Raw genomic sequence first — 18,996 nt, 5'->3', positions numbered from 1 at the left:
GCGACCACGCCCTATCGATCGAGCCTCTCGGCTCCCGGGCGGAGCGTCACGCTCCCCGGCGTTGGTGAGGACCGCGCCGCGGGCGACAACGCAACAGACCATCGGCCGACCACCTCGGCCGCGACGTCGGCCGCGGCAGCCTGATGGGACCGGTCGGCGCGGCGATGCCAACGGCTGACCTCCTGCACCAGCGCGGCCACAGCCACCGCGAGCGCCACCACAGCCGACAGGTCGTCACCGCGAACACGGCGCTGGTAGCGCACCAGGCCCCGCGCGACCCGCCGCAGATCCCGGGCACCGTCGCCGTCGGGGTTGCGGTAGCCCGGTGTCCGGGCCGCGCGGTCGTACATCGTCGCCGCGTCCGCCGACAACGGCGAGCGGTCCCAGCCCGACAGGCTGGTCAGGACATCGGACGCCGCGTGGACCACCTCGGCACTGTCGGGCCGGGCCTCCCGGACCGTCCGGCGGGCCCGGCGAACGGTCCGGGTGGCCTCGCTCAACGAGACGGGACCCTCGACCGGCCCTTGCCAGCGTCTGAGTAGCTGCGGCATGGAGAGGTCCGGCGCGAGCTTGCTCCCGCTGTAGTAGACCGGCTCCCCGGCGGCCGTCACGTCCCCGGACCGGGCGACCTTGTAGCCGAGCACGTCACCGGATGGCGCCCGCCGCAGCTCGACCCGATACCCGTTGCGGCGCAACGCCGCCACGAACGACTCCACATCGTGCCCCTCGACAGCAGCACGCCGCACCGCACCAGCCAGCTCCACCCGCGCAGGTGACCGACCCTGACGGCGCGCCTTCTCCAGCTCACCCCGCCCAGGCGCCGGTGCGGCCGTCCCGTCCGCGGCGGCCGTCACCGTCAGGCCCAGGCGGGTCTCCACCTCCCGGGCCGCCTGCCGCAGCCGCGGGTAGTCGTGATGCGGCCAGAAGCGCCGACCGGTGTCCTGCCGGACGAGCACCGCGGCGATGTGGATGTGGTCGTCCGCGTGACGCACCGCGAACCACCGCGGCCCACCCGGATCATCCCGCTCGGCGATCCCCGCACCGTGCAACAACTCCCGAGCGACGCCCGCCCACTCGGCGTCGCTCAGTACCCGATCAGCGTCGGCCACCCGGGCCGAGCAGTGCCACACGTAGCCGCGCTTGCCCTCAGCATCTGCCTGCTCGGGAAGGCCCGCCGCCACGGCAGGCGCCCGCAGCGCCCGGATCAGCGGACCGAGCTCGAAGTCGAACTCCCCCGGCCCTGACTTCGCCGGCTGCCACCGCCCGTCCAGCCCGTCCCAGCTCGCGATCACCCGCGGCCGACGATGCTCCTCCGCCCGCCCGGGCCCCATCAGGTAGGCGATCAACCCACCCGGCCGCCACCCGTGCACCACCCTCGTGATCATCAGCCGCTCTCGGCCACGATACCGTCGAGTAGGGCGTCCATGCGTTCCACAGCAGTAGCGGCGATACCGGCGGCGGCCGAGTCACCGGACTCGGCGACCGCTCTAGAGATCAGATCAAGGTCAAGCCGAAGCCGCACGAGCTGCCGCGCCACGTCCTGCCGGGACACGGCCAGCTGCCACTCGGACGATCCAGCGGTCCGGACCGCAAGCTCACCCAGCCACGCACCGACGGCAAGACCGGCTCGCGCGGCGCTCGACCGGACTACATCGAGCTCAACGTCGGCGAACCGCACAACCACCTGCCGGCGACGAGCGGTCGTGCCATGCGTACGACGTCGTACTCGCATCGCTGTAGGTCGAAGATCCACGCCGCCACGCTCGCGGTACGCGTACCGCGACAGGTGGCCGAAGCGTCGTCGCCCATCGCAACCAGCGCCGTCCTCGCCACATTGCCCGGCGCCGTGCCATCCGGGCTGTGGACGGGAGGGCCGCGGCCGGGCCAGCAGGTGCAACTGCCGCTCACCGTTGAGCTCCGTAGCTCGTCCGGTCCACGCTCTGGTGGGGTGTGTAACAGGCCTAGCTCGACTCACGAGGAGGTGGCGTGACGCTCAATGACAGGCATGCGCACCACCCAGTTCACCCGGCCGCGTGGTGCGTCGAGTGGTAAACCTGCGCTCCAGGCGGCTGGAGACGGTCCTCGGCGCCCCACTCGATGAGCTCACCGCCCTGCACATCAAGGCGATGGTGTCCAACGGCGTCACCGAAGCCTTCGACCTGGACTTGAAGAAGGAAACCTACGGCGGCAGCGACCAGGACAAGAGGGAACTGGCCAAAGATGTCGCCGCGCTCGCGAACACCGCCGGCGGCGTCATCATCATCGGCGTCGACGAGGACGACCAAGGCCGCGCCTCAGCCACCCCCGGCACCACCATCTCCGACCGGGAGAAGACCCGCCTCCAACAGATCATCGCCGCGGGAGTCGTGCCGATGCCGGTCTTCGACATCATCTCCGTCGACGACGAGAACCTGGCCGAGGGACTCGGGTACCTGCTGATCGCGGTACCGCGCAGCCCCACCGCACCACATGCCGTGACGAAGAACCCCGATCTGCGCTACCCGAAGCGCAACGGCACCGTGACCCGGTACCTTTCCGAACCCGAGGTCGCCACCGCCTACCGGGAACGCCAGCTGGGCGCAGGCCTGCAGGACGATCGCCTCGTCGAGATCGAGCGCGACGCCATCGCGCTCCTGGACCTTGGCAGGCACCCGTGGGTGCTGATCTCGCTCGTGCCCGACCTTCCGGGCGAGATCGTTGTCTCCGCACCGAACCTTGCCGCGTTCCGTACATCCGTACTCGAGCAGCCTGTGGCTGTGGTGGACATCGGGATGCATTTCTTCCGAGTCTCCGTCGGGCAACGTTGCTTCCTCGCCGACAACACCTCGACCTACTCACCGCAGGCTCACTCCGCGCTACTCGCGCTCCACGCCGACGGCTCGGGCATCTACGCCCTGGGCCTCCACGACATCACCAGGCATCCCAGCGCATCGTTCGGTGCGGAGGACGAGGCGCCCGCCGCTCATCTGATCTCCGACGAATGGCTGGCCCTGGCCGTACTCAGCGGGCTACACCGGCTCGGCACCAACGCCCGAGATCGTGCCGCGACCGGAGGTACCGCACTCCTGAAGGCACAACTCGTGGCCGGCACAACCGGGGGACCGGTCAAGATAGGCAGTTACCGCAACCACGGCTTCACCGACGCACTCCCTAACAGCCGGGCCGTGAACCTGCCGATCCGACCGGCGCGACTCAGCGTCGCCCTCGACGACCTCGCCGACGCGGGGCCCGCGCTCGTCTCGGCGGCCGCGATCCTCAGTCACGAGATCGGGCAGGCGTTCGGCGTCACCGAGCTCTCGCAGCTCACCCGCGATGGCCGCGTCCAACCTCAGTACTGGAGCCACGACGCGCACTTCCAGCAGCTTCGAAGTTGGGCCGAGGTGCACGGCATCATGGTCGGATCGACCGCAGTCCCCGACTGACCCCTTCGAGTTGCGACCACGAAGATCCATCGATTCCCCACGGCTGTCCCTGTGAAGATTGGCGCTTGCAGCGAGCTGTACGTGCGGCCCGGCCCGGCTGTTCGTGGGCTGCGGCGCGATCTCGTCCAACAGCTGTGCTGCCGCGCCGGAACGACCGCCCATCAGTCAGTGCAACAGCAACTCGGGAACGCCCCCGTTCCCGGTAACTACCCGAAGCATGCCTTCTTACATATCTTGCTGCTCCGCGGCCACGCGCTGGCCACTCCGAATCGAACCGCTCGGGCAGCTTCTGATGGGCCACGCTAGTTCGACCCGAAATCCGGCAATCCGGGAGACCTGCCCGCTCACTCCGGCCCCAGCGGCTGGCGCCGGACGTCATTAGGCCCCATTATCCGATTGACCTGCGAGGCCGACTGCCCGATCCAGATCTTCGACGACTATCGAACCCACTTCGCCAAGTGTCGACGAGCGCCTAAGTCTGACCCGAATCCGCGAGTAGCGGCGGATCGCCCGACGGGGAGATGGCGATAGGTGCCCGCTGACCTGCGATGATCGTGTTTGCGACGACACGGCACAGCGGGTTGAGAGGACACCTATCAGGTGCGAAGAGTACGCAAGCGCCGCGCGCGCCGGGCGCGGGTGCAGGTCGGCGCGCCGGAGGAGTCGCTGACCAGGTTCTCCGGGCTGGCCGCGGTGACCGAGCTGTGCGAGCGGCTCGGGCTGATCGACCGGCTTGACGCCGCGGTCGGACCGATTAAGTCCCGGGACCGCGGGTTCACCGCGGGGCAGGTGCTGGTCGGCATGGGCGCGGTGCAGTTGTGCGGGGAGGACTTCCTGGTCGGGCTGGACCGCCACCGCGCCGATACCGCCGGGCAGGCGCTGACCCCGGTCCCAGGGCTGGCCTCGACGACCGCCGCGGGCCTGGCCCGGCGGCTGTCGCAGGCCCAGTGGGCGGCGGTGGAGACCGGGCTCGGTGATGTGCACGCAGGCGCGCTCGATCTGCTCGGTCGGATCGACCCGGGTCGCGCGCACGCGCTGGCCGCGGAGGTGACGATCGACCTGGACACCACCGATGTCGAGGTCTACGGCCGGGCCAAGCAGGGGGTGGCGTTCAACCACCAGGGTCAGCGGGTCGGCCGCCCGCACGTCGCCACGTGGGCGGACGCGTCGGTGGTGCTGGCCGCGGATCTCGGTGACGGCCGCGACGACCCGCGCGCCACCAGCGCCGAGCTGCTGGGCCGGGCCCTGGCCGCGCTTCCCGCGCCGGCGCGGGCGGGCCGGGTCCGGGTGCGCGCCGACGCGGGCTACTTCGCCGGTCAACTCGCCCGCGCCTGCCTGTTCACCGAGGTGGAGTTCGCCATCGGCGCGCGGCGGACCGCGCCGCTGTGGCGCATCCTCGACAGCGTCCCGGCCGGCGCGTGGACCGACGCGATCGACATGACCGCAGCCCAGGTCGCCGTCGCCGACTACTGCCCGAACTGGTGGCCCGCCACCACCTGCCTGCTGATCCGCCGGGTCCGGCTCGATCTGGACCGCGGCCAGGTCTCGGGCGACCCGCGCGCGCGGCGCCGGCGCACCCTGCACCCCGACCAGCGCGCGCTCCCGCTCGACGAACTCGCCGGGGTGGCTGAGATCGACGGCGTGTTCGCCTACTCGTTCATCGTGACCAACCTCGACGTGTCCACCGGCGAGAAGGCTGCGCAGGTCGAGCACTGGTACCGCCACCGCACGAGCGTGGAGAACGTGTTCCGCGACACCAAGCACGGCGCCGCGCTGCGCCACCTGCCCTCCGGGCGCCACGCGGTGAACCGGGCCTGGATGTGGGGCGCGCTGCTCGCCGCCACCAGCTGCGGCTGGCTGCACCACCTCACCGCCACCCACCGCGGCGGGCGGCTGGTCGGGCACGGTGTCCGCGGCGGCCAAGCCATGATCGCAACCCTGCGGCGGCGGCTGATCGCCGTCCCCGCCCGCCTGGTCCGCCACGCCCGCGGTCTCACCCTCCGCCTCCCGCCCGGGGAGCACCTGCTCGCCGAGGTCCTCGCCCGCCTGCGAGCTCTCCCGAACCCATCCTGACCAGGCCGATCCCGGCCCCGACCAGCACCGGAACCCGCACACCCGAGGCGACACTCGGGCCGCCGCACTACCCGTCACCCGATCCGCGACCCGAACAACATCAACTTCTCGGCGGCATGACCAGCTCAGCGACTACTCGCGGATTCGGGTCTGAGAAGATGTCGACGGCGTGGTTCTAGCCACCGTCGCAGCACGTCCTTGATCGTTAGGAGTCGTGTTGCCATCGTCGCGTCGCGTGAAGAAGGGCCCGAGCCGGCGGCCTCAGTCGGCCAAGCGGCAGCGGTTCACGTAGCTGTGCGTCCACCCAGACAGATCGACAGAGCATCAGGGACTGGCGATGACTCGCAAGGACATGCCGTATGTCTCAGACAGGAAGCGGTCCGATGCTCCCAGCAGCGCTCGCATGTCTTCGCTTGCCTTCGCCCTGGACATGCCGGGCTGGATGATTGCAACGGTCACGCGGAGTCGGCGGAAACGAGACTCGCGGACCACCGCGGCGAGGGTCTCGATGTCGCCTACGACGAGCCCGCTCCTCCCGGCCGCGATCCGATCGTTCTCCCTACGGAACAGCCGCTTGGTGAGCAGTTCGGGCATAGACTTCGCTCGGTTCATCTTCATGGCCTGTCCGCAGACGTCGTAGAGATCGCCGATGCGGGCTCCCGCCTTCTCCTTGGAAGAGTACTTGCAGTGTGCGAGCAGCACCTCCAATTCGTCGTCCATCCGGCGCAGGAACACGACGTCAGCCAACTCGCCCGTGCCGTCGTCATCGATGACGATTTCCCATTCGGACTCGGCGGACATGACCTGAATGGCGCGGTGCTGAACGGTGGCCGGGTCACGCTCCGGGCCCTGCGACTCGCTTGTTATATCGATCCCGGACCAGTCGAACACCTCGATCGATTCGGAGGGGAACAGTCGACGCTCGCGGTCGGGCTGCAGGAGATAGCCCTGCTCGACCAGGACGAGCTCGTTCTCGAACGTGACGAGCAGCCCGTGGGCGGTGAGGAACGCAGCGAGGCTGCCCCGCCCCGACGGTGTCGTGACCACTCCGTCGTCACCGACCGGATGGATCGTCGGCGGTTCGTTCTCGTCGAACTCGAACGCAAACTCGAGCGACCACTCCGGGGTTCGCAACTCGAATTGCAACGGGCCGTCAGCGGTGTGGCCGGTCAGTGCGAGCTCAGTGTCGAGGAGCGAGAACTCCACACCACCGTGTGAGACCTTGCGGTTCTCGCTCATCGTGGCGACGAGATGGTGCGGCCACTCGATCGACAGCGGCACAAGCGGCGGGCGCTCGGTGGCCGGCTGCGGTAGTAGGAAGCCCGACATCACGGTGTCCAACGAGATCGACGTATCGGTGATCACCGGACCCACGAGACGCGCCCACCGAACCCAGTCGTGGATGTCTCGTGCCTGCTCGTGACTCCATACCCGCCCCTTCCGCGATGCCCCAAAACTCACGGCGCGTCCATCGGTGAAACCGTGCGCGAAGATGTTGGTCTTCATCTTCGTTCCGCCCTCGCCGCGCCATGCGTGTAGGACGTCCTGCCCGACATACATCGAGAAGCGCCGATTTCGGCTGACGGAGTCAAGGAGCCCAACGTTGGTGGGGATGCGACGCTGCACTTGCGCAAGGACCCGGTAAACCGCCTCTCCCTTCACCAGGCTGACGCCGTCGCCGCAGACGGTCCTCGCGATATCCTCGTGGAGCGAGCTGTTGTCGGTGCTGTTGATGTAAAGGAACTCGGCCGACTCGTCGAGATGGGCCACATACAGGTGGTGAACGAGTTCGTTGAAGCTCGCGAAGTCCCCCCACCGCACCGGCATGGCCTGCCTCGACACCCACCATACGACCTTGCTGTTGTTGTTGATCCCCAGCTGCGTAGTCAGGAGCCGGTCCTCGAACAGGTCGTAGACACCCTCCGGGCGCCACGGCGGGGTGGTTGGCGTTCGGTAGACGACCGTGCTCATCTTCGGATGGATGCTCCGCATTGCCACCTCACGGGGCAGGGAACCGAACCCGCGCTCGAAGTCGGATCGGTCCCGCTCCCGCCCGACTCCGCGCTCGGTCAGATCTTGGATGACCTCGTTCCAGTCCGCGTCCTCGCCGTAGAGCTTCCGGAGCCGCTCGTCGATGCCGGTCACCTGGAGTGGCACGAAAGCGGAGGCTTCACCCAGGGCCGCCCCACCAGTGCGGGTGAAGCGCCCGATGAACTGAAGCGTGACGCCGAGGCTCTTCTGCGGATCGTGGATGGCCGCGATCTTGAGACTCGGCATGTCGAACCCCTCGCCGAGCATGTTGACACACACCACGACGCGACAGTCCCGCCCGAGCCTGTCCCGACGCTTGCGGCGGGTCGGGGCGGCGAGTCCTGTGTCGATGCGCAACGGGTGCAGGTCCGGGGCAATCTCCTCGTACAGCGCGACGACCTGCTTGGCGCGGTCCACCGAGCTCACGCGCGCCATTAGCAGGTGGTCGTAGCCGGCATCCAGATCCGCCCTCAGCTGGGCGACGGCCGCAGTCGCGACCGCCCGGTCGGGGTCGGCAAGATCGATGACAGACCGATAGTTGATCCGCGCGAAGTACCCGTTCTTCTGGGCAAGCCGCAACGGATAGGTATAGGCGACTCGACCGCCCAGATGCCTTCCATCCTCTCGATAGGGCGTGGCGGTGAACTGGACCACCTCACGATCGGCGAACAGGTCGACGATCTCCCGCCAGGTTCGCGCCCCGAGGTGGTGTGCCTCGTCCACAAAAAGGCGCTCGCAACCCGCTGCCAGACGGGTAAGGGCCAGCTTGGAACATCGGTCGAGTGCCTGAGCCGTCGCCACGATGAGGTTGGTGCTGTCGAGTAGCTCGTCGACTTCTTCCTCTGTCGTCAGGCCGCTGCGGAGCACTAGGACGACCGGGCACAGGAAGTCGCCTGCAACGGCACCGACCTCGGGGAGCACCCCGAGGCTTACGAACTTCGTGGCGATCTGGGTTCGCAGGGCATCCGACGGGACGATGACCATCGTCCGCGACGGCTCATAGCAATACGCCGCGAGCATCGTCTCCGTCTTGCCTGTGCCGGTCGGCATCACGATGGTGATCGGTTCGTGCTCCTCAGTGGACCGGTGGGCGAGAACCGCGTGCAACGCACCGAGCTGCGGCGCGCGCAGGCCGGCCGCTGTGTTCGACTCCTCCACGAATCTGAAGGATCCCTCCAGCGCATCCGCGACCACGTGGATGTCCTTTGGCTCCTGACCGTGCGCCCCTGGGCCTTCGCGAAGCCACCACAACTCCCCACCGCTGACCGTGCGGCATTCGATTTCCGTCAACGGGATAGGGCCTCCTTCGCGGCGGTCCACTCGAGCAGGACCGGGTGGGCTGGACGAAAGGGTGGCGTCCCTTGACGCATCCCGAGATCTGACGGCGCCGTCCTACAACGCCGTGTCATACGAGGACCGAGATCCGCAACAACCGAAGCGACCCTATCGCGGTCGCCCGGACCGAGTTCGTCGACGCCGACATCGCGACCAACGCGGCTGGCAATGAGTACCAGGCGATGCTGGCCACCGCTGCAGGCGTCAACATCGGCTGACCGCCGCTCCGCTGGGGCGGCAGTCGAAGCTCACAGGGGAACAGCCGCGAGCAGAACCACCGAGGCGCCGGTGGTGCCCGAAGCGGTAGTCCGCACCAAGGCCAGATCACATGCAGGAATCCACGCTAAGGACCACGGGTCTGCCACGACACGACCATGACGCCGTCAAGTTGTCCACATTGACGATGTCACCATCGGAACCGGCGGCAAGCGCCACGAAGATCAGAGCCATGCTCCGGCTCCTCGATCGCAGCAAGAACCAGCCTGCGGTACATGTCCTGACCACGCAGGCAGTCATCGCATTTCGCAGCCTTCCTCGTACCTCGGCGGACAACAGCGGACCGCCTGCAGACACGGGAGGCGGACATGTCCAGCACACCAACCCCGCCACAGCCATGATCGACAAGGAACTGTACCGCGTCACGGAGGCCATGGAGATCCTCTCGCTCAAGCGCAGCGTGATCTACGAGCAGCTCCGCAGCGGCCGGCTGCGCTCCGTCCACGTCGGAAGAACCCGGCTCATCACCGCCGCGGCCATCAACGACTACGTCGCACTCCTCGAAACGGAGGCAGTTGCCGACGCGCCCTTCGGGGCCGCGTCGTGACCGCCCGCCGCAGCCGCGGCGAGGGCGGCCTGCACTGGGACGAGACACGCGAACGCTGGATCGCCACCATCACCACCGGCTTCGACGCCCGCGGCAAGCGCATCACTCGCAAGGCCAGCGGCATCACCAAGACCGAGGCCAAGAACAAGCTCAAGGAATTGCTGCGCGACCACGACGACGGCGTCGCCGTCGCTCCGTCGAACTACACCGTCGCCGAAGCCGTCCGCGACTGGCTCACCTACGGGCTGCCCAACCGGTCCCGTGCAACGGTGGACAACTACACGACGATCGCCGAATCCCGCATCGTCGCCCCGCTGGGCCGCTGCCGGCTCCGCGACCTCTCCGCCGATGACGTCGACCGCTGGCTGCGCGCGCAGGCCCAGGAGGTCAGCACCCGCACCCTGCGCCTGATGCACTCGATCCTCAGCCGAGCGGTCATTCGGGCGATGGCCCGCGAAAAGGTCAAACGCAACGTCGTCGCCCTGTGCGCCGTTCCCACCGGGCAAGCCGGTCGCCCGTCCAAGTCCCTGACATGGGAGCAAGCCGAACGACTCGTAGCCGCCGCACACGGCTCGTCGCTGCACGCCTACGTCGTGCTGTCACTGCTCACCGGCGCCAGGACCGAGGAGGTGCGGGCCCTGCGCTGGGCCGACGTCGACCTCACCGGACAACCCGACGCGACACCACCCGTACCGCCTGCCATCTCGGTCCTGCGCTCGGTGCGTGCCGGCGGCGACACCAAGACTCGCAAGTCGCGCCGCCGGTTCGCCCTGCCCCGACGCTGCGTCGACGCTCTCAACGCGCACCGGGCCCGGCTCGGACGTACACCCGACCCGACCGCGCTCGTGTTCGCCACCGCCAACGGCACCGAACTCGACCCCCACAACGTCCGACGCGCCTTCCGCGCCATCGTCCGCGACGCCGGCCTCGACGCCACCGCCTGGACGCCTCGCGAGCTGCGCCACAGCTTCGTGTCGATCCTCTCCGACTCCGGTGTGCCCATCGAGCAGATCGCCCGGCTACTGGGCCACAGCGGCACTGCCGTCACCGAACGCGTCTACCGACACCAACTCCGGCCCGTCCTCGAAGAGGGCGCCGCGACCATGGACAGCCTGTTCCCGAGCGACGACGCGGGATAGACACTCAGATAGTCACTCAGCGGGCCCACGGACACGTCGGCGACGATCATGAGACCGGCGTCACGAGCGCGGCGGCAAGAAGATCCAGGCCACGTTCTCGCAGGTAGAAAGCAGAACGGGCGGCTCCCCCGTCGAAGGGAACCGCCCGTTCCGGCCGTCGGGACGACAGGATTTGAACCTGCGACCCCTTGACCCCCAGCCTGGCCCGACAAGTGCCGTGACCTGCGGAAACAGACTCTGCGCACGTCATCTTGGTGCAGTTCGACGCCGTTGAACGCAGTTCTCGCCGGTTCACGCCAGGTCCGTGCTCCAGATCTGCTCCACCTCGTTCAGTCAATGTCGAACGCGCGACCGACTGTCCGTCCGCGATCAGTCTGTCGGCCCTCCGACAACGTGGTCGGTCTCGAATGAGTCGACTCCGCGCCCACCGTTCCAGGTGCTCGTATGCGGCGCGGCGGATAAGGATCGCCGTTCCGGTGAGCCGAGGCTGGGGTAGATGCCGCCCGCCGTCCTCGTACAACGAGCGCCATGTGATGAATGTCAGCGCGTCCAGCTGCGCAGCCGAAGCCGCCACGGTTGCGACCCGGCGCCCCACCCAAACCACGCCGCCGACGATCACCCGGATGATCGATCCGAACGACCTCTAGGCTTGCCCGATGCTCGGGGAGCACTACCCGGAGGCCGCAGAGCACCTGACAGCGGCGATCTCCGCCCACCACCGCGTCGCGAAGCTATGGGAGGAGCACCTGGGCTCCGGGCTGGTTGAGGAGCACGCCGCCACCGACCCCGACGGTTCTGGCCGGATCATCGTCTCCGCGCGATGGCCGGAGGGAGCCCGCGCGGAGCTAACCGAAGCGTTCCGCGAGTGCCTGAACGAGCTGTGGGCCACTCTCGACTCGCTTGTTCAGGAGACGGTCGCCGGTCTCAGCATTCGGCGGAGGTCCACCGAGCCAGACCGCCCGCGGTTCTTTCCCTTCGCCGACTCTGCGGACGGGTACGCGGCACTCCTCGAAGAGTCCTGCCTCGACGGCATCCTCAGGTCTCAGCAGCGGTTGATCACCGACTGCCAACCGTTCCGCGAGCCCCCGCCAGCCCCCACAGCCCAGCGCGTCCGCACCGGAATCGCGCAGCTCCTCGACTGGACAACGCTCCTGGACGACGATGCACTCGTAGGCGCCTGGGTCACGCCAGTCGAACCCGAGATCGAGGTGAGCGATCCGGAGCAGCTTCTCGCGTTTGAGATCGCGCCACCCGGCCCGCTCGACGAAGAGATGGCCGTCGCCACCTATCGAGTTGCGAGAGGCAAACACGTCGCAGCACGTACGGGCAGCTACGTCGACCTGGCACTCCCGCATGGCTTCCAACCGACGGACGGCGACGACACATTCGACCGACGGATGAAGGCCACCATTGCTGCAGTCACCCTGTTCGCGCAATGCTTCGCTAACCTCATGTCGCAGGTCGGCCCGATCCGCCGTGTCTCGGATGCAAAGCACCCCGACACCTGGATTGCAGCTGAACAAACTCCGCAACGCTGGTCACGGGAAGAACTCGACGCGCTCGCGAGATCCGAACTGGGCGTTGGCCTCGTACACGGCACTCAGGAGCTGATCTTCCTGCTCACGACGCCGGACGGGATCTTCGAGCGCAGGATTCCACCAGCAACGCCCCTCAACCCGAACGTCATCTCGGGCACCGCGGCGGAGATGGCCACCCACAACGCCGCCGCAACATGGGGCCTTCCGGACTTCGTCCTGCTCCCGAAAGCCGACCACGCGGGCTCTCGCAACCGGGAGATCAGCGACGGGCTGGTCCTAGCGGGTGACCGCGGAATCGTCCTCCAGGTGAAGAACCGGGCAGCAGCCACCGGCGACGTCGACAAGGAGACTTCCTGGATCGACAAGAAGGTCGCCCAAGCCGCGCGACAAATTCACGGAACCGTTCGCCGGCTCTGTGCCAGCAGGGTGGAGATGACCAACGGGCGCGACCGCCTGGTGCAAGTCCATGGCAGCACCATCGACTGGGTCGGAGCAGTGATCGTCGATCATCCCGACCCCCCATCCGGACTCGCTTCGCAGGACCATCGCAGGGGAACGACCCGCGTCGTGACGCTGCTACGTCGCGACTGGGAGTTCCTCTTCGACCAGCTGCGTTCGACACGTCAAGTGATCGACTACCTGCACCGGGTCGGAGGGCCATGCCCCAAGCTCGGAGGCGAGCCGGAACGCTACTTCGAGCTGGCACGCGCCGACCTCGAGGCCGAGCCCGACCCGCCCGATCCGAGGCTGGACGGCGAACACCGCTCGGCGCCTCTCCTACCGATGGCACCAGCAGGTCACGACAACAACGACCAGGCCCACGGCATCATCCGCATCATGTTGGAGGACATCGCCAACTCGACCTTCGAGGGCGAAGAGCACGAGCGGATCGAGGTACTCGCGGCTATCGACCGTCTCCCTGTCGCACATCGGACAGAACTCGGCGGGCTCCTCCTCAGCGAGCTGCTCACGACACGAGACCAGCCCAGCGAGGAAACCCGATGGCGATTCCGCAGCTACCGGCGCGGTCTCGACGTCCCACAACTCGGATTCGGAGTCTGCTCCGCCCTGAACGACACGACACCGGCGGCGTTCCGTTCTTGGGTGATGCTTCGGCACCACGAGCGAGGTACGACGGCAGAGCTCGAGAACGCCCTCACCGTAGGCGTCCTCCTCACTCCCTGCAGCGACGGTCTCCGCGAATGGGAAACAACACTGTTGGCCATACGAGGCGACCCCGACCTCGACGAGGAGGAACTCGCTCAGAGTCGGCTGCTCTGGGACCGAGACGGCCCCACGAGCCTGCCAACGAACCGCTCCGGAGAGGGATGACGACCGGTTGTCGGTCACCGGTGTCGCCCGGCCGCCCACGTTGTGGCAGGACGCGAATGGCCTCTGCTCATCAGTGACGACGCGACAAGCAGTCAGCCGGCGGGCCGAGTTCCAGCCTGCCCGCCTACGACGATGGGAAGCTCCCGCGCCCTGGCCTTCGCGCGTTCACTCGAAGCTTCGCGAGACCACCTATCTGGTGTCACACCACACTTTTCGTCCATGCTTTCCGGGCACCTGCCCGACTGTCGAGGATCATGGCAGCCTCCTCCGGCCACCCATGCCATGCAACCGCACCAGCTGATCAAACCCGAACAGCGCCGGACCCGCCGGGGCCAAACTCCGTGACGACAACCGGGGCCCAAACATCTTAACGACACCCAGTCAAGGGATAAGTGAGCGGTGGATACCCCTATCCAGCAGCAGAACAAGCCGTCCTTCGCCCGGGAAGGACAGGCATCGCCTCACGCCCGCTCTGGCATCAACCCCGAGCGTAGCGCGGCGAGAACCGTTCGTGTCAAGCGGCCTGACTCACGAACCGTACGCAGGGGCGGCATCGACCTGCCCACATCGGGCAGGACGACTCCCGACATTAACTGCGCAGACGGGGAAGACGCGCTCGAGGTGCCAGGGGCAGCCACCCCTGTCGCCGAGCCGCTCTCCTTGCCTCAACCACCCCTCTGGAGATCTGCGGACCGTTTTCGGCGTGCCAACGAGCCTCGGCCGCTGCGTGCGCGCGACGGATCCGCCAGGCCCCATTGCGTGGGCAAGATCCGTTGGCCAACCCACTCATGAATCCGTAGGCCATCCGCTCGGCGTCCTCGAACTCTGGGCTGTCGAACCACAAGTAGCTCCTCGCGGCCGCCAACCACCCACGGGCCACCACTCGAGCGAGCCGGTCGCGGCGAGGCAGCTCCTCCAACGCCGCGGCGAATGCGCCGAGCTGTAGTTGCGCTGTGATCCGCGCTTGACCCAACCGGAGGTGAGTATCACGGCCCGGCGCGGACGCGGCCGCGCGCCCTGCCTCACCTACCCCACTCAATGCGGCTCGAGTCATCACCGCGCGGTCCACCAGCACCGACCGACCCACGACGAGCCGCCTAGACAGCGATGCGGTGCGACGCGCTGCCGATGACTCCCAAGAGGGTGACCCTGTAGGCATGCACTGCAGTATCCCTGCCGCGGCATGCGGCATCCACTCGCACTCAGCCGGTCCAGCTCGGGACGTGCTGGGGTGTCAACGACGCGTTAGAACTGACCCCTTGGCGACGGATTGGAACTGACCCCCTCGTGGTCGGTTTCGTGCTATTTATCGCGGTCCTTGGCGAGGAGTTCGCGGCGGGCGCGGGTGCGGTAGGAGTCGCCGGAGAGGGTGAGGACCTCGGCGTGGTGGACAAGTCTGTCGATCATCGCGGCAGCGACGATCTCGTCGCCGAAGACTTCGCCCCAGCGGCCGAAGGGCAGGTTGGAGGTGACCATGACCGAGCCCTGTTCGTAGCGCGACGCGATGAGCTGGAAGAACAGGTTCGCCGCGTCGTGGTCGAACGGGATGTAGCCGACCTCGTCGATGATGATCAGCTTGTAGCGGCGGATCTTGCGCAACTCGGTCTCGAGGTGCCCGGCCTGGTGCGCGCCCGCGAGGCGGGTGATCCAGTTGCTGGCGGTGTCGAACAGCACCGAGTGGCCGGCCTGGGTGGCTTTGACCCCGAGCCCGATCGCGAGGTGGGACTTCCCGATCCCGGGTGGTCCGAGCAGGATCACGTTCTCCGCCTTGGCCACGAACGTGCCGGTCGCCAGGTGCGCGAGCAGATCGCGGCGCAGCGAGGGCAGGTGGTCGAGGTTGAACTCCTCCAACGTCTTGACCGCCGGGAAGTGGGCGGTGCGGATGCGCATGGTGGTGCCGGCGGACTCGCGGTCGGCGACCTGGCGTTCCAGGACCGCGGTCAGGTACTCCTCGTGCGACCAGTTCAGGTCCCGGGCCTGGGCGGCGAGATCGTCCCAGACACGGGCGATCGTGGGCGTCTTCAACACCCGGGTCAGGTAGGCCAGCTTCGAGCCGAGCTCGGTGCTCGCGCCGGTCGTGTTCGTGGTGGTCGTCTTCGCGGTGGTCATCTACTGCCCTTCAGCGGTGGAGGTGGGGTCGGTGGCGGTCGGGTCGGCGGGTGCGGGGTCGAAGACCACGCCGAACAGGGCGTCATAGTCGGGCAGGGCGCGTAGGGCCACGACGTGCCCGTCGGTGTGCGAGCGGGTCGCGGCTCGGGCGCGGTCACGAGCGGTGGCGAACTCGGTGCGCATCGCGCGGGCGGTCACCCGGTGCTCGGGGTCGGTGAGGGTGGCGCCGCTGCCCCAGACCCGCTCGTGGGTGGCCACGATCTGCCCGTCACAGGTGACCGCGACCAGGGCGGGAGTGGCGATCCAGGTGACGAACCGGCCGATCGCGCGCGGGTCGACCGAGTAGTCGTTGCCGTCGATGCGCACGTAGTAGTCGCGGCCCAGCCGGATCCGGCCGGTCAGCCCCACCATCGGCGCCACCGGCGGCAGCTCGACCATCCCGGCCCGATCGCTCGCCCAGCGCTGCGTGGGGCTGGTTCCGATCGAGCGCAGGTGCCGAGCGTTGGCGGTGTCGGTCAGCCAGTCCTGGATCTGGGTGTTGAAGTCGAACGGGGAGACGAAGCTGCGCCCGGGCAGGAACGAGGTCTCGAAGTAGCCGTTGCGCCGCTCGACGAGCCCCTTGGACTCCGGGTCCCGCGGCGGGGTCAGCTTGATCCGCACCCCGAGGGTCCCGGCGAACGCGGCGGCCTCCGCACTGGGTCTGCCGGTGCCGCCGATCGCGGCCTCGCGGTCCCAGACCAGCGTGCGGGGGCAGCGGCCCCACCCGCCGATGATCTCCCACATCCCGGCCAGGATGTCCCCGGCCTTGCGCGAGGGGATCATCACCGCGTCGGTCACCCGGGAGTATCCGCACGTCATCGCCAGCACCGGCAACACCAGTTGCCCGTCCGGCCGGCCGCTGGCCCCGACCGGGATCGGGACCGGCGGGAACCACAGATCGCACTGCGCGAGCTCGCCCGGTCGGTATTCCAGACGGTCAGCGGGATCGGGCGGGAGGAACAACGGCCGCAACTCCCGCACCCGGTCCTTGAGGATGGTCAACGAGTGCGTCCAACCGATCCGCTCCGCGATCACCGTCGCCGGCATCCTCGGATGCTCGGCCAGCAACACCCGGACCTGCGGCTCCACCTTGTCCACAAGCGACCCGCGCGGCCCCCGCTCACGCGAGGGCGGCACATCCGCCCGCAACGCCGCCCGCACCGTGTTGCGAGCCAACCCCAACCGGCGGGCGATCTCCTTGATCGACACACCCTCGGCGCGGTGCAGCCGCCGAACCTCAGCCCACTCTTCCAGCTTGATCACCCCTCCAGCTTCAACGGAGGGGGTCAGTCCCAACCCGTCGCTAGAGGGTCAGTCTCAGCGCGTCGTCGACAGTCGATCAGGAGCACGTTCGGAATGCCGTAGTCCGAGAGCTTGGTGGCGGTCTGGCGCGCAAGCAGGTTGTTCGGGCACACGTAGGCAACGGGCTTGTTGTCCCTGCGCCGGAGAAACTCTGCAACCAAGGCACCCACCAGTGTCTTGCCGGAGCCGGTCGGCAGCTCGATGGCGATGTCCGCTTCGTGGATCAGCTTGTCGTCGTGCCAGGCCCGCAGCACATCCGCCTGGTGAGCCCACAACGCCGCCGGGCCGGTGTTGGTTGCAGCCAGCAATCGATATAACTGCTCAGGGTCAGCAGGTACCCCGCTGGAACCGGACCTGGTCTTGAACACCGCCATGGTCGTCATCCTGCCGTGACGACGGGTGGCGGTGGTCTCGGGTATCGACCGACTGACAGCGAGTAGGGAAGAACCGGACATTTCGTCACGGCACGCATCTTTTGGCCGAACCTGGAGCGCGAGGCGGACAGGCGCTAGATGTAGTCACTCAGGGCGTTGTTGGACACGGAAGGTCTCGTTCCGGGTGGAGAACCGGGCCCGGCATCGACGACGACCCACCCGTCATCCTGCGCCGCCGGGTTGGTGAGCACCTGAGCCGCGCCGCTGTCCGTGCTGAGGATCCGCGTCATCTCGAGGACGAGATGGGGCGCCTCTCAACGTGTGGGTCTCCGATAGCCTCGTCGAAGAGTCACCTCGCCTGCGTGGGCGATCCCGTAGTGGATTTTGCGATCGGAGCATTCCTTGGCCCTGCGTCGTCGCAAGCCTCGCGCACCTCGACCGGAGAACTGGCCGCGACCGCAGTTCGGGCCGGACCTCACCCTCGAGGACGTCCCTCCGACGCGGGAAGAGGACCCCGAGCTGTGGGAAGTCCGCGACGCTCTGGACGGGCTCGAGGTGTGCGCGCGGCTGCCGGAGGTGATCCGGGAGACCTTCGACCAGATCTACGACGGCCAACGCACCGGCCGCTGGGACGGCGACCAGCTCAACAAGACCGAGAAGACCCATGTCGGCACGCTGATCCAGATCAACCTGCAGAAGGAACTCGACCTCGCCGACGGCGACGACCTCGACTACAAGATCGCTGGTATCGAAGTCGATTGCAAATGGTCGCGGCTCGTGTACGGCTGGGAGATCCCCGGCGAGATGTACGCGAAACACCCCCAGCTCGCGCTGACGGTGTGGGGTAGCGACTACACCTCCCGGTGGGCTGCCGGACTGATCCGCATCGACCAGCACGTCCTCAAACCCCCCGGCAAGCAGCGCGACGGGAAGCGCAGACTCAACGATCTGGGTTGTCGTAGCATTTTGTGGCTGGGCGAGGGAGACCTCGTTGCGAACACCCTGCTCGGGCTACCCGCCGATCAACAGCGCCGCATCCTCGGCCAGCGATCCGGGCAGCAATCGGTCAATAGTCTGTTCCGCGAGCTGCCCAGAGTGCTGGTCAACCGGGCCACCGTGCTTACGGCCGCCCAGCAGGACGACTGCCTCAAACGGGTCCGTGACGCTCGCAAGCACCTACGGTCGGAAGGGATTGTGATCTTCGGCCACTACGCGCCGCACCCGGAACTCGCCGCAGGGCTGGGGCTGCCCCGGCCCACGAAGGGTCGCTTTGTCAGCGTCCGACTTGCACCCGCCGGCTCCACCGCCGGGGACGCATCCAGCAACGACACCGCTACGGCGACGGAGGATCGGACGAGGACGATCAAACTCCAGGGCAGCCACTGGCGCCTCGCCACCGCCGCCGACGAACCCGTCGAAGCACCTGTCTTACCGGCGCAGGGCCGCGAACCCGAGTAGCGCCAGACCCGGGCCGAGCCA

The 18,996-nt window shown here is 67.9% G+C and carries 12 protein-coding genes; 6 read left to right on the top strand and 6 right to left on the bottom strand.

Annotated elements, in window-relative coordinates; all coding sequences use genetic code 11:
* Positions 1 to 11: 11 nt before the first annotated feature.
* Both BGP03_RS24345 and BGP03_RS24340 read right to left on the bottom strand, forming a co-directional pair.
* Positions 12 to 1,385, bottom strand: a complete 1,374-nt coding sequence (locus tag BGP03_RS24345) for a relaxase/mobilization nuclease domain-containing protein (protein WP_296377678.1) — start codon at positions 1,383 to 1,385, stop codon at positions 12 to 14.
* A complete protein-coding gene (locus tag BGP03_RS24340) occupies positions 1,385 to 1,678 on the bottom strand; it encodes a hypothetical protein (protein ID WP_296377677.1) in 294 nt (97 codons plus the stop codon). Before BGP03_RS24340 ends, BGP03_RS24345 begins: the two co-directional genes overlap by 1 nt.
* Positions 1,679 to 2,045: 367 nt before the next feature.
* On the opposite strand from BGP03_RS24340, the gene BGP03_RS24335 reads away from it, so the two are divergent.
* Complete coding sequence (locus BGP03_RS24335; RefSeq protein ID WP_296377676.1) at positions 2,046 to 3,422, top strand: ATP-binding protein; 1,377 nt, start codon at positions 2,046 to 2,048, stop codon at positions 3,420 to 3,422.
* Positions 3,423 to 4,022: 600 nt separating this feature from the next.
* Complete coding sequence (locus tag BGP03_RS24330) at positions 4,023 to 5,495, top strand: IS1380 family transposase (protein ID WP_298799433.1); 1,473 nt, start codon at positions 4,023 to 4,025, stop codon at positions 5,493 to 5,495.
* A 324-nt stretch (positions 5,496 to 5,819) separates the two neighbouring features.
* On the opposite strand, the gene BGP03_RS24325 is transcribed toward BGP03_RS24330, so the two are convergent.
* The gene (locus BGP03_RS24325; protein WP_296366588.1) at positions 5,820 to 8,816 is read right to left on the bottom strand and encodes a DEAD/DEAH box helicase family protein; all 2,997 of its coding nucleotides are present in this window, start codon (positions 8,814 to 8,816) and stop codon (positions 5,820 to 5,822) included.
* A gap of 493 nt (positions 8,817 to 9,309) precedes the next feature.
* On the opposite strand from BGP03_RS24325, the gene BGP03_RS24320 reads away from it, so the two are divergent.
* The 3 genes from BGP03_RS24320 (at position 9,310) to BGP03_RS24310 (ending at position 13,693) form a co-directional block, all read left to right on the top strand.
* The gene (locus BGP03_RS24320; protein WP_296366587.1) at positions 9,310 to 9,684 is read left to right on the top strand and encodes a helix-turn-helix domain-containing protein; all 375 of its coding nucleotides are present in this window, start codon (positions 9,310 to 9,312) and stop codon (positions 9,682 to 9,684) included.
* A complete protein-coding gene (locus BGP03_RS24315) occupies positions 9,681 to 10,823 on the top strand; it encodes a site-specific integrase (protein WP_296366585.1) in 1,143 nt (380 codons plus the stop codon). The genes BGP03_RS24320 and BGP03_RS24315 overlap by 4 nt, the downstream gene beginning before the upstream one ends.
* A gap of 656 nt (positions 10,824 to 11,479) precedes the next feature.
* Positions 11,480 to 13,693 carry a hypothetical protein gene (locus BGP03_RS24310; protein ID WP_298799432.1) on the top strand — a complete coding sequence of 738 codons (2,214 nt, stop codon included), beginning with the start codon at positions 11,480 to 11,482 and terminating at the stop codon, positions 13,691 to 13,693.
* A gap of 1,302 nt (positions 13,694 to 14,995) precedes the next feature.
* On the opposite strand, the gene istB is transcribed toward BGP03_RS24310, so the two are convergent.
* Genes istB through BGP03_RS24295 form a run of 3 tightly spaced genes read right to left on the bottom strand, consistent with a single transcriptional unit; the run spans position 14,996 to position 17,517 of the window.
* Positions 14,996 to 15,802 carry an IS21-like element helper ATPase IstB gene (gene istB / locus BGP03_RS24305; protein ID WP_299737614.1) on the bottom strand — a complete coding sequence of 269 codons (807 nt, stop codon included), beginning with the start codon at positions 15,800 to 15,802 and terminating at the stop codon, positions 14,996 to 14,998.
* Complete coding sequence (gene istA, locus BGP03_RS24300; protein ID WP_299737611.1) at positions 15,803 to 17,104, bottom strand: IS21 family transposase; 1,302 nt, start codon at positions 17,102 to 17,104, stop codon at positions 15,803 to 15,805.
* A 23-nt stretch (positions 17,105 to 17,127) separates the two neighbouring features.
* The gene (locus BGP03_RS24295) at positions 17,128 to 17,517 is read right to left on the bottom strand and encodes a DEAD/DEAH box helicase family protein (protein WP_298800796.1); all 390 of its coding nucleotides are present in this window, start codon (positions 17,515 to 17,517) and stop codon (positions 17,128 to 17,130) included.
* 402 nt (positions 17,518 to 17,919) lie between these two features.
* Here BGP03_RS24295 and BGP03_RS24290 point away from each other — a divergent pair, with 402 nt between their 5' ends.
* Positions 17,920 to 18,975 carry a NaeI family type II restriction endonuclease gene (locus BGP03_RS24290; RefSeq protein WP_298800795.1) on the top strand — a complete coding sequence of 352 codons (1,056 nt, stop codon included), beginning with the start codon at positions 17,920 to 17,922 and terminating at the stop codon, positions 18,973 to 18,975.
* The last annotated feature ends 21 nt before the right edge of the window (positions 18,976 to 18,996 follow it).

It is taken from the genome of Pseudonocardia sp. 73-21 (assembly GCF_001899645.1).
Lineage (GTDB): Bacteria > Actinomycetota > Actinomycetes > Mycobacteriales > Pseudonocardiaceae > Pseudonocardia.
The sequence above is the reverse complement of the archived record's forward strand: the minus strand, read 5'-3'. Positions and strand labels throughout refer to the sequence as shown.